Origin of the sequence: Lacinutrix himadriensis (assembly GCF_001418105.1) — a bacterium.
Lineage (GTDB): Bacteria > Bacteroidota > Bacteroidia > Flavobacteriales > Flavobacteriaceae > Oceanihabitans > Oceanihabitans himadriense.
This window is the reverse complement of record NZ_LIQI01000031.1, coordinates 138,922-151,709: the sequence shown is the minus strand read 5'-3', so window position 1 is coordinate 151,709 and position 12,788 is coordinate 138,922. Positions and strand designations below refer to the sequence as shown.

Below are 12,788 nucleotides of genomic sequence, written 5' to 3'. Positions count from 1 at the left end.
AAAAGGGAAGGAGTTTTGTGATTGAGGGTTGATTTATGTTATAGTTGTTAGTTGTTAGTTGTTAATTGTTAATTGTTAATTGTTAATTGTTAATTGAAATTGTCATTTCGAGCTTGTCGAGAAATCTTTTTTAACAGAACACGGAACACTAAAACATTTGTCAGTTCGAGCTTGTCGAGAAATCTCTTTTAAACTTTTGCCTTTTGCCTTCACCCTTATTACCTTTGTCTCTTTACCCAAAACCATGCTATACCAAATCAAACAATACGTAAAATTCCTAAAAAAATCCACCAATCAACATGGTATACACTCTCCGTTTGTTTACCAACTAGTAACCTTATGTTTTTACAACAAAACAAAATTTGAAGATTACCATACGCTAAAACAATACAGAGAAAAACTATACCAAAACAATACAACCATCGCAGTAACCGACTTTGGTGCTGGAAGTCGCGTGTTTAAATCCGATCAAAGACCCATTTCAAAAATTGCAAAAACCGCAGGAATCACAAAAAAAAGAGCACGCCTACTCTACCGCATTGCAGATTACTTTCAAATTAATAATGCGCTAGAACTAGGAACCTCCTTAGGATTAGCAACCGCGGCTTTAAGCTTAGGAAATAAAAAAGGAAATTTACTAACCATAGAAGGCTGCCCCGAAACTGCAAAAATAGCAAAGCAGCAATTTGATGCTTTTAACTTGAAGAATATCGATTTAAAAAATAATAATTTTGAAACGGAATTAGCCAAGCTAAAAAATAAAACTTTCGACCTTATTTATATCGACGGAAACCATCAAAAAGAAGCGACTTTAAACTATTTTGAAACTTTACTGGATAATATCCATAATGATTCGGTACTCATTTTTGATGATATTCATTGGTCTCCTTCCATGACAGAAGCTTGGGAAGAAATAAAAAAACACCCAAAAGTCACCGTAACTATAGACACCTTTTTCTGGGGATTCGTATGCTTCCGTAAAGAACAAGAAAAAGAACATTTTACTATTAGAGTGTAACAACTTTTATTAAAATGCGTCTTACCTTTATAGAATATTTTAACTTGTAGCAACAAAAAATAAAAGATGAGCAACGTTATTGAAATTAAAAATATTATTCGTGATTTTAAACTTGGAACAGAAACCGTACATGTTTTAAAAGGAATCGATTTAAATATAGAACGTGGTGATTATGTAGCAATTATGGGACCTTCTGGTTCCGGAAAATCTACATTAATGAATCTTTTAGGTTGCTTAGACACACCAACTTCTGGTAGCTACTTGCTAAACGGTCAAGATGTTAGTAAGATGTCTGACGATCAACTTGCAGATATTCGTAATAAAGAAATTGGCTTTGTATTTCAAACCTTCAACCTATTACCACGAACCACCGCTCTAGATAATGTGGCATTACCAATGGTTTATGCAGGAAAATCGAAATCAGAACGTCATGCGCGTGCTGCTGAAGTTTTAACAGACGTAGGTTTAGCCGACAGAATGGACCACAGACCTAACCAACTTTCTGGTGGACAACGCCAACGTGTAGCAGTTGGTAGAGCTTTAGTAAACAATCCATCCATTATTCTTGCCGATGAGCCAACAGGAAACTTAGACTCTAAAACAGGATTAGAAATCATGGGCTTGTTTGATGAAATCCACAAAGCAGGAAACACCGTTATTATGGTAACCCACGAAGAAGAAATTGCAGCACATGCACATCGCGTAATTCGTTTACGAGATGGTGTTGTGGAGAGTGATACTAGAAATAGGTAATATTTGGTTTTTAGAATATTGTCATTTCGAGCTTGTCGAGAAATCTCTTTCTTATTTGGGCAATTTGTTTTTGGTGAAAAAAACCAAAAACAACCAGGCTTTCCGTTACTAGTTTTGTAAAACCTTTTATGGAAGTTTTACAATAGCTAACCTCTACAATCCTTATTGCGGGTAAACCCTTCAGGTCCTTTTTAAGCTACCAATATCTAGACTATCCGTTTTTTAAATGCTACATTTTAAAAAGGGCTTCGCCTTTTAAGACAAACCTTCCGCTTTTTTGCTACAACAAAAAACCACCTTCCTTTAGCTAAAGGAAGGAGCTGAAATCTAGTGTCTTTTTATTATTCTAGATGAAACAAGAACTAATTTTACAATTAGAGTATACTCGCTAGGATTGTCCCCTTGAGGGGACTTTAGGGGTGTTAAATCTACCGAAAAAGTGCATTAGCGCTGCTTCAAAACCAAAAGCTTCCCATCTTATTTAAATCCATAAAAGGGCTTCGCCTTTTAAGACAAACCTTCCGCTTTTTTGTTAAAACAAAAAACCACCTTCCTTTAGCTAAAGGAAGGAGCTGAAATCTAGTGTCTTTTTATTATTCTAGATGAAACAAGAACTAATTTTACAATTAGAGTATACTCGCTAGGCTTGTCCCCTTGAGGGTTATTGAAATGAAAATATATTTTCATTGAAGATACCGAGCAAAGCTCATAGGGGTGTTTCAAATACCGAGTAAACACGCAAGAAATCCCCTTGAGGGTTATTGAAATGAAAATATATTTTCATTGAAGATACCAAGCAAAGCGCATAGGGGTGTATAGAAAAAACAAAAGACTCTCTTCTTATTTTAACACTTAACAACACAACTTTTAACGACCATTCTTTTGCCTTCTCCCTTATAACTTTTAACTTGCATACATGAAAGTATACACAAAAACAGGAGATAAAGGTACCACGGCACTTTTTGGAGGTACCAGAGTGGCAAAGCATCATATTCGTATTAATAGTTATGGAACCGTAGATGAGCTAAACTCCCATATTGGTTTAATTAGAGATCAAGACATAAACACCAAATACAAAGAAATTCTTATCCATATACAAGACCGCCTTTTTACGGTAGGAGCCGTTTTGGCAACAGATCCAGAAAAAGCAGTGCTTAAAAATGGAAAAGAACGTTTAAACATCCCTAAGATTTCTAACGAAAATATAGAGCTCTTAGAAAAGGAAATGGACACCATGAATGAAGACTTGCCACAGATGACGCACTTTGTACTTCCTGGTGGTCACCAAACCGTGTCATTCTGTCACATAGCACGCTGTGTTTGCAGACGTGCAGAGCGTTTAGCTTCGGCATTAAACGACATCGAAACGGTAGAACCAACTACTTTAATGTACTTAAACCGATTATCAGACTATCTTTTTGTCTTGGCACGAAAGTTGTCTTATGACTTGAAGGCAGACGAAGTAAAATGGATTCCTGAAAAGCAATAGCCTTTTTCATCTGCAATTAGTAACAACTGCAAAATACTTTAGTAGCCAGTAGCTTACAGTTAAAATTGACGTTCTTTTAATTTATTGAAAAAATAATTCACTTTTTTCTTGACTATCTAAACTAAAAATTTATTTTTGCAAAAATAAAAACAATTTAGAAATGTATTGGACATTAGAACTAGCATCTTATTTAAGTGATGCACCTTGGCCAGCAACAAAGGACGAACTTATTGATTACGCAATCAGAACAGGAGCACCTTTAGAAGTTGTTGAAAATTTACAAGCTATTGAGGACGAAGGAGACTCTTACGACTCTATTGAAGAAATTTGGCCTGATTATCCAACCGACGAAGATTACCTCTGGAATGAGGACGAGTATTAATATCAAAAAATTATCAATAAAAAAGTCTCATATCGAGGCTTTTTTTATTGGCTATAACTAAAATAAAATAACAACTTAACGTATCTTTGATATCCTTTTCATTTAGGATTTCAATAAATACACAATAACAATCAAAAACTTTACATCCCATTAAGCTATGTTTAAAGGGATATAAAAAACAAAAACATACCACGCATGAATTTTTTAGATTCTGTACTAAAAATGTTTGTTGGAGACAAGTCTAAACAAGACGTAAAGTCCATAACGCCTTTAGTAAATAAAATTAAAACCTTTGAAGCTGCACTAGAAGCATTATCTCACGATGAACTTAGAGCAAAAACAGATTTCTTTAAAGAAAAAATAGCGGAAGCACGTAAACCACTTCAAACTAAAATAGATGCTCTTTTAGAAGATGCAGAAAAAGAAGAGGATATTGATAAACGCGAAGATATTTATTTAGAAATAGATACTATAAAGGATGAGGTTTACAAAGTTACAGAAGACGTATTAAACGATATTTTACCAGAAGCTTTTGCTGTTGTAAAAGAAACGGCTAAACGTTTTACAAATAACACTTCTATAAACGTTACTGCAAATGAGTTTGACAGAGTAATCTCTGGAGAACACGATTATGTAACCCTAGAAGGTGACCAAGCCATTTGGGCAAACTCTTGGGATGCTGCTGGAAAAGCAATTACTTGGGACATGATTCATTATGACGTGCAATTAATTGGTGGTATTGCCATGCACCAAGGTAAAATTGCCGAAATGCATACTGGAGAAGGTAAAACATTAGTAGCAACACTTCCTGTATATCTTAACGCATTAGCTGGTCGTGGTGTGCACTTAGTAACCGTAAATGATTACCTAGCAAAAAGAGATAGCGCATGGATGGCTCCAATATTTGAGTTTCATGGTATGAGTGTGGATTGTGTAGATTACCACAAACCAAATTCTGCAGCTAGAAAAAAAGCATATAACGCAGACATCACCTATGGTACCAACAACGAGTTTGGTTTTGATTACCTACGTGATAATATGGCACATAATCCTGACGATTTAGTGCAACGTCCACATCACTATGCTATAGTCGATGAGGTGGATTCTGTTTTAGTCGATGATGCAAGAACACCATTAATTATTTCTGGTCCAATACCAAAAGGAGATCAACATGAGTTTGATGCCTTAAAACCAAAAGTAGAAGATATTGTTTCTGTACAACGTAAATACTTAACAGGTGTTTTAGCCGAAGCCAAAAAGCTTATCGCTTCTGGCGATGAAAAAGAAGGTGGTTTTCAACTACTTCGTGCGTATAGAGGTATTCCTAAAAACAAAGCATTAATTAAGTTTTTAAGTGAAGAAGGTGTTAAACAACTACTTCAAAAAACAGAAAACTATTACATGCAAGACAACAATCGCGAAATGCCAAAGGTAGACGCCGAGTTGTACTATGTAATTGAAGAAAAAAACAATCAAATAGAACTTTCAGATAAAGGTATTGAATACATCTCTGGAAAAGATAATCCGGACTTTTTCGTGATGCCAGAAATTGGTATTGAAATTGCTAAAATTGAAGCAAAAGGATTAAGTAAAGAGGAAGAAGCAGAAGAAAAAGAAGATTTATTCAGAGACTTCGGCATCAAATCGGAACGTATACATACATTAAACCAATTACTAAAAGCATATGCTCTTTTTGAAAAAGACAACCAATATGTGGTAATGGATAATAAAGTAATGATTGTAGATGAGCAAACGGGTCGTATTATGGATGGTCGTCGTTATTCTGACGGTTTACACCAAGCAATCGAAGCTAAAGAAAATGTGAAAATTGAAGATGCTACGCAAACTTTTGCAACAGTAACGCTTCAAAACTACTTTAGAATGTACCGAAAGCTTTCTGGTATGACAGGTACTGCGGTAACAGAAGCTGGTGAGTTTTGGGAAATTTACAAATTAGATGTTGTAGAAATTCCGACAAACAAACCAATTGCCCGTGATGACAGACAAGATTTAGTATTTAAAACAAAACGTGAAAAATACAATTCTGTTATTGATGAAGTAACCAAACTTTCACAAGCAGGAAGACCTGTCTTAATTGGTACTACCAATGTAGAGATCTCAGAGCTTTTAGGAAAAATGCTTTCTATTCGTAAAGTACCTCACAATGTATTAAATGCAAAACAACATAAAAAAGAAGCAGAAATAGTAGACGAAGCTGGTAGATCTGGACAAGTAACTATTGCAACCAATATGGCTGGTCGTGGTACAGATATTAAATTATCTGACGAAGTAAAAGCAGCAGGTGGTTTAGCAATTATTGGTACAGAACGTCATGATTCGCGTCGTGTAGATAGACAATTACGTGGTCGTGCTGGTCGTCAAGGAGATGTTGGTAGCTCACAGTTCTATGTTTCGTTAGAAGATAATTTAATGCGTCTTTTTGGTAGTGAACGTATTGCTAAAATGATGGATAGAATGGGATTAGAAGAAGGTGAAGTGATTCAGCATTCTATGATTTCAAAATCTATTGAAAGAGCACAGAAAAAAGTAGAAGAAAACAATTTTGGTGTACGTAAGCGTTTACTAGAATATGATGATGTAATGAACTCACAACGTGAAGTAGTTTACAAACGTAGATATCATGCTTTATTTGGAGAACGTCTTCGTGTAGATATAGCCAATATGGTTTATGATACTGCTGAAAACATTACAGAAACAAATAAAGGAGCTTCCGATTTTAAGAATTTCGAATTTGAATTGATTCGTTATTTCTCTATGAGTTCGCCTATCACTGAAGCAGAATTTGTAAAGCTTCCTGTGCTAGATATTGCACAACGTGTATATAAAGCTGCTTTTGATCATTACAGAGCTAAAATGGAACGTAATGCAGAAATAGCATTCCCTATTATTGCAAATGTATACGAAACACAACGCGATAAATTTAAAAGAATAGTAGTACCATTTACAGATGGTGTAAAATCTTTACAAGTAGTTACAGATCTTGAAAAAGCATATGAAACGAAAGGAAAGCAACTTATTACCGATTTTGAGAAAAACATCACACTAGCAATTATTGATGATGCTTGGAAAACGCATTTACGTAAAATGGATGAGTTAAAACAATCGGTACAATTAGCAGTACATGAGCAAAAAGATCCTTTATTAATTTATAAATTTGAAGCTTTTGAGTTGTTCAAAACAACCATAGACCAAGTAAATAAAGATGTAATTTCTTTCTTATTTAAAGGAGAATTGCCAACGCAAGAATCTAATATTCAAGAAGCAAAAGAAACGCGTAAAAAGGAAAACTTACAAACGAAAAAAGAAGAAATCCCAAACATGGACGAACGTTCTGCACAAAGCAGAGCTGCTGGTAACACGCAACGTCAACCAGAAGTAGTAGAAACAATTGTACGTGACAAACCAAAAGTTGGACGTAACGACAAGGTTACTATTAAACACGTTATGAGTGGGGAAAACAAAACCTTAAAATACAAACAAGCAGAGCCTTTAATTGCAAAAGGCGAATGGGTTTTAGTGGAGTAATAACTAAAATAGAATACCCAAATTGGACTTGTTTCAAAATATTAAAACCTGAAGGTCACACTTCAGGTTTTTTATTGCCTTATTTCTAAATAAAAGAACACCTCAATATGTAAGTCGTAATTTTTTAACAAATATTTTTTTGTATCTTTAAAAAACCAAACCAAAAATTGAAGATATGAGAAACGCATTTGCTATTGCTGTTGGTCTAGTTGTTTCTGGATTAGTAGTGTTTTTATTATACATTTTAGGACCTCAATTTTTCACTTTTCCCCCAGGAGCAAATCCTATGGATCCAGATTCCATTAAACAAAACATGCATTTAATACCTACTGGAGCAATGATTTTAGTTATTGTAGCTCACTTTTTCGGAATTATAGGTGGCATGATAGCATCTACAGCAGTTTCAGAAACTTCTTTAATTCCCGCATATATTGTTGCAGGAATAATCATTTTAGGGTCTATTGGTGGCTCTTTTGCTATGTCACATCCAACATGGTCTGTAATTACAGGAATAATTGCTGTTATTGCTGCTTTTTTTCTTGGTAGAATAGCTGCTATTAATAAAATGAATGAAGAATAAATTTCTCCTCTAATAATTCTTTTTTCAAATAAACAAAACAACCGATTTTATTTCGTTTCAACGAATATACTTCGGTATACAAGGTAGTCTATTCAATATTTCTTAAATTTATTACGTTGCTAGACGCAACACATACTCCTATATTTTTTTCGATTAATAGCACTTAATAAAAAACGAAAAAAAATTATGAAGCTTTACTTTACATTAAAGCGAAATTTTGTGCTATTTATCTTAATTTCTGCATTTCCTTTTTCATCCAATATTATTGCGCAAACGATTAGTTTTGGTGCATCTGGTTTGGTTGGAGAATCGGTACTTAACCCTACTTCTTTAGAATTTGGTCCAGACAACAGATTATATGTTGCACAACAAGATGGTAAAATTTGGGCATACACCATAAGTAGAGATGCTGCTACATCAGGAAATGGAACCTACACAATAACAAATACAGAACAGATTACAGCCATTCAAACAGGTATTGTTAATCATAATGATTCTGGTATTTCGAATACAACACAACAACGTTTAATAACAGGAATAGTTACCGCAGGAACTTCTACAAATCCAATTATATATGTAACCTCATCCGATTACCTATTTGGTGGTGGAGGTGCTGGAAGCGACACCAACTTAGACACCAATTCTAGTGTTTTATCAAAATTAGAATGGACTGGTTCTACTTGGAATAAAGTCGATCTAATTAGAGGATTACCTCGTTGTGAAGAAAACCACGCCATAAACGGTATGGATATTTTTGAACGCTCCGGAAGCACTTACCTTTTAATTGTACAAGGTGGAAACACCAATAAAGGAGCACCAAGTAATAATTTTGCTGGTACTCCAGAATATTTTTTATCCGGTTCTATGCTAATCGTAAATCTTACGCAACTAGACCAGATGCCTGTATATACAGACCCTAGAAATAATACCGATTACGTTTATGATTTACCAACTTTAAATGACCCTACTAGATTAGATATCGATAAAACGCATGTAGATTTTCCATATCCAGTTGGACACCCATTGCGAGATGCAACCATCGATATCAACGATCCCTTTGGAGGGCATAATAGTTTAAACCAGGCTTTTCCTGAAATTGGAGGTCCAGTGCAACTATTTGCTCCTGGTTTTAGAAATGCCTACGATGTTGTTATTACAGAAAGCGGAAGAATCTATACTTCAGATAATGGCCCTAATTCTCTTTGGGGAGGTGTTCCTAAAATTTACGACAGTGCAACAAATACGTTTTTGGGAGATGAAAGCACCGTAACCTACGATCCGTTAAATCATTATATAACTAATGAAATGAATGAGTCTGGAAGTAGTTTAATTGGTGATCCTTTACATTTTGTTGGTACGGTAAATGATGCCAATAAAACCTATTATGGCGGACACCCAATTCCTATTAACGCCTTTCCTTCTAGAGCGAGTATTATAGCGTATCAAAACATAAGTGGCTCCTGGGTTGCAACAAGTACTAATGATTTACAAACACTTATCGCAGGTACCTCTGGATACTTCAATACTTCTTTTACTATTGCAGATTTCCCAGATGACCCTCGTTTAGCAGAATACCTAGTAGATGAACCTGTTGGCAGTTCGAAAATTAATATTCTAGATTTTAGATCCTCTTCTACCAATGGAATAACAGAATATACGGCTAGTAATTTTGGAGGTATCATGCAAGGCAATCTATTAACCGCTTCCTTTAATGGGGACATTAATAGATATGCATTAAATGCCGCTGGAGATAGTGTTTTAGAGCACGAAGTGGTATTTAGCGGTTTTGGTGCTTTACCTTTAGATGTTACAGCTCAAGGTGATGCAGACGTATTTCCCGGTACCGTTTGGGCGGCAACTTATGGCGCAAATAACATTACTATTTTTGAACCATCGGATTTAGATTGTACGCAACCCGGTGAACCTGGTTATGATGCGCTTGCAGATAACGATGGAGATGGATTTTCTAATCAAGATGAATTAGATAATGGCACCAATATATGCTCCCAAGGAAGCAAGCCTAATGATAATGATGGTGATTTTATTTCCGATTTAAATGATACCGATGATGATAACGATGGTGTACTTGATGTAAATGATGTATTTGCTCTAGATGCCAACAATGGTTTAAACACAAATCTCCCAGTAGATTTACCTTTTTGGAATAATGACCCAGGAACTGGTTTGTTTGGCTTAGGCTTTACTGGTTTAATGTTAGACCCTTCTGGAACTACAGATTATTTAACACAATTCATAGAAGTTAATTTATCTTTTGGTGGTGCTGCAGGAAAAGCAACTGTAGATCTAACAACTGGAGGTGACACCGTTACGAATGACCAAAAAAACGGGTTTCAATTTGGAGTAAATGTAGATACCAATTCTAATCCTTTTACCATTCATTCTAAAATAGAGTCTCCTTTTTTCGGAATTAGTGGCTCGCAAACAACACCAATAGATCATCAGTCTTATGGTATTAGTTTTGGTAATGGAGATCAAGACAACTACCTAAAACTTGTTTTAATGAATGGTGTTAGTAATAGTGATACCGAGAGCGGACTACAAGTTTTATTAGAAGACAATGGCGTTATTACATCCAACAACAGTTATGACATTCCCGGAATATTAAATGCAGGTTCCGTAAGCTTATACTTTAGTATAAATCCTTCCGCAAATACAGCACAACCATTTTATTCTATAGATGACGGACAAACACTAGTAGTTTTAGGCAGTCCAATTAACTTACCATTAAACTTTTTAGACGCAACAGACAACAAAGGTTTAGCTATTGGTATGGTTTCAACAGCCAAAGATGCATCTGGAAATTCATCAAATCCATTTACTGCTACTTGGGATTATTTTGAAGTGTATGAAAATCAAAACGGCATCTTAACTTCCAATCCAAATCCTTTAGATTTTGGCTTAACTCCTACTACAAATTCGTTAAGAACAAAACACCTAAACGTTAATAATGAAGGCGGACCAACAGATGATGCCATTACCATAACAGCACTTAACTTTTCTGGAGCAGATGCCTCTATGTTTTCAACCAATGTATCCTTACCATTAACCATTAATGCTGGAACTAGTGAAGATATTCCTATACACTTTATTTCTAATGCTATTTTAGGAGCAAAAAGTGCTTCTTTAGAAATTGTACATTCTGGTAACAACCCTCCTATTCAAATAAATTTAACGGGAGAAATCACAGATGCTTTTTCGCCAATAGTTAGAATAAACGCTGGAGGACCTTTAATATCTGCTAGTGATTCTGGTCCAGATTGGGAAGTAAACGATGTTAATGGAACATATACAGGCGCGTCCTATTCTGTTTCCTCTGGATCCAAATATGTTATTTCTACTTTAGATTATGTAACAAAAGATGCATCTATTCCTACCTATATAGATCAAACGACTTATGAAACAGTTATGAATTCGCAACGAAGTATTAGCGCGTCTTCTATTCCTATGATATTTTCTATCCCTGTTCCTAATGGGGATTATATCGTGAATTTTTATGTTGCAAACTTATATAACGGAACCTCAAATCCTGAAGAACGCTTATTTAGTGTAGATATTGAAAATCAGCGATTTTTAGAGAACTTTGATCCTTCTGGAACTTATGGCCACAGAGTTGCTGGTATGATTCAGAAAAACGTACTTGTACTAGATGGTATTTTAGAAATTGAATTTTTCAGAATCTTAGAAAACCCAATGGTAAATGCTATTGAAATTCTTGCTTTACAAGCTTCGGATATTATTATCGATCCTATTGCAGATATTACCAATTGTGCCTTAGAAATTTCAGATTTTTCGGCTATTGCTAATGGCGGAAGCGCTACTGAAAACTTTACCTATTCAATTAGCGGACAACCAAGCGGATTGCAAATTGAACCAACTAATGGGCTTATATTTGGAACTATAGATGCTAGTGCAATAACTGGAGGATTAAATAGTGATGGTGTACATCAAGTAACCGTTACGGTTTCTAAACTTGGTAGTACAGATGCTACGGAAACATTTCTGTGGAACGTTATTGAAGACACAGAACCTCCTGTGATTACCTGTCCGTTAGACATTATACAAACTGCAGACACTGCTTCTTGTAATGCGATTGTTACCATAATAGAGCCAACTGCAACAGATAATTGCACCACGACTATTACTTATAATGGTGCAAGAAATGACACTTTATTATTAACAGACCCTTATCCAGTTGGGGATACTATTATTACATGGACTGCAACAGATGCAGCTAATAATGATTCGATTAGTTGTGATCAAACCATAACGATTACAGACGACGAATTACCTGTAATGACTTGTCCTTCAAATATAGAAGAACTTGTCGCTGAAGGTATCACCCAAGCAACGATAACGATTATTGAACCAACAGCAACAGACAATTGCACCACAACTATTACCTATAACGGAATAAGAGATGACGCCTTACCGTTAACAGATCCTTATCCTTTAGGAGACACAAACATAACGTGGACTGCAACAGATGCTTCAGGAAATGATTCGCTAACTTGTGTACAAACCATAACGGTTACTTCCACTTATAGCTTAAACCTAAATGTTTCTTTACAAGGCAGAACCGATTACTCCGGTAATTATACCGTAATTATTTATGATATAAATGATTTAGTTACTCCAGCGTATAACTTAAACGAGACAGCAGATACCTCTGGAAATATTATTCTTAGTACAGAAATCTTACCAGGAAATTACAAAGTATTAGTAAAACACGCTATGTATTTACAACGCCTCTTAACTGTTAATTTAATTGGGGACCAGACAGAGACTGTCACCGAATTATTAGCTGGAGATGCCGATAACAATAACATAATAAATATTTTTGACCTTGGAATTCTTTCGCCATCCTTTGGTTTATCACCTATGCAAGTGGGTTATGACGATAGATCAGACTTTGATAATAATAACATAATAAACATATTTGACTATGCACTACTATCCTTAAACTTTGGACAGTCTGGAAACTCACAAAACGATTAAAACA

7 protein-coding genes are annotated in these 12,788 nt (G+C 35.2%); all 7 read left to right on the top strand.

Annotated features, from left to right (window positions below; translation table 11 throughout):
- Positions 1-244: 244 nt before the first annotated feature.
- The 7 genes from AMD28_RS16630 to AMD28_RS16600 all read left to right on the top strand — a co-directional run bounded on the left by AMD28_RS16630 (position 245) and on the right by AMD28_RS16600 (position 12,784).
- The gene (locus tag AMD28_RS16630) at positions 245-1,018 is read left to right on the top strand and encodes an O-methyltransferase (protein ID WP_055445268.1); all 774 of its coding nucleotides are present in this window, start codon (positions 245-247) and stop codon (positions 1,016-1,018) included.
- A 66-nt stretch (positions 1,019-1,084) separates the two neighbouring features.
- The gene (locus tag AMD28_RS16625; protein WP_055445267.1) at positions 1,085-1,771 is read left to right on the top strand and encodes an ABC transporter ATP-binding protein; all 687 of its coding nucleotides are present in this window, start codon (positions 1,085-1,087) and stop codon (positions 1,769-1,771) included.
- A 916-nt stretch (positions 1,772-2,687) separates the two neighbouring features.
- Complete coding sequence (locus AMD28_RS16620) at positions 2,688-3,260, top strand: cob(I)yrinic acid a,c-diamide adenosyltransferase (protein WP_055445266.1); 573 nt, start codon at positions 2,688-2,690, stop codon at positions 3,258-3,260.
- Between the two features lie 160 nt (positions 3,261-3,420).
- On the top strand, positions 3,421-3,642 hold the full coding sequence (locus tag AMD28_RS16615) for a DUF2795 domain-containing protein (protein ID WP_008272287.1): 222 nt from the start codon (positions 3,421-3,423) through the stop codon (positions 3,640-3,642).
- A 195-nt stretch (positions 3,643-3,837) separates the two neighbouring features.
- On the top strand, positions 3,838-7,188 hold the full coding sequence (secA, locus tag AMD28_RS16610; protein WP_055445265.1) for a preprotein translocase subunit SecA: 3,351 nt from the start codon (positions 3,838-3,840) through the stop codon (positions 7,186-7,188).
- A 175-nt stretch (positions 7,189-7,363) separates the two neighbouring features.
- A complete protein-coding gene (locus tag AMD28_RS16605; protein ID WP_055445264.1) occupies positions 7,364-7,768 on the top strand; it encodes a hypothetical protein in 405 nt (134 codons plus the stop codon).
- A 186-nt stretch (positions 7,769-7,954) separates the two neighbouring features.
- Positions 7,955-12,784, top strand: a complete 4,830-nt coding sequence (locus AMD28_RS16600) for an HYR domain-containing protein (RefSeq protein ID WP_055445263.1) — start codon at positions 7,955-7,957, stop codon at positions 12,782-12,784.
- The last annotated feature ends 4 nt before the right edge of the window (positions 12,785-12,788 follow it).

Excerpts from the sequence above, each read along its gene's own strand:
- AMD28_RS16630 (WP_055445268.1), top strand. The coding sequence starts at position 245 with ATGCTATACCAAATCAAACAATACGTAAAATTCCTAAAAAAATCCACC.
- AMD28_RS16605 (WP_055445264.1), top strand. The coding sequence starts at position 7,364 with ATGAGAAACGCATTTGCTATTGCTGTTGGTCTAGTTGTTTCTGGATTA.
- AMD28_RS16615 (WP_008272287.1), top strand. The coding sequence starts at position 3,421 with ATGTATTGGACATTAGAACTAGCATCTTATTTAAGTGATGCACCTTGG.
- AMD28_RS16600 (WP_055445263.1), top strand. The coding sequence starts at position 7,955 with ATGAAGCTTTACTTTACATTAAAGCGAAATTTTGTGCTATTTATCTTA.
- AMD28_RS16620 (WP_055445266.1), top strand. The coding sequence starts at position 2,688 with ATGAAAGTATACACAAAAACAGGAGATAAAGGTACCACGGCACTTTTT.
- AMD28_RS16625 (WP_055445267.1), top strand. The coding sequence starts at position 1,085 with ATGAGCAACGTTATTGAAATTAAAAATATTATTCGTGATTTTAAACTT.
- secA (WP_055445265.1), top strand. The coding sequence starts at position 3,838 with ATGAATTTTTTAGATTCTGTACTAAAAATGTTTGTTGGAGACAAGTCT.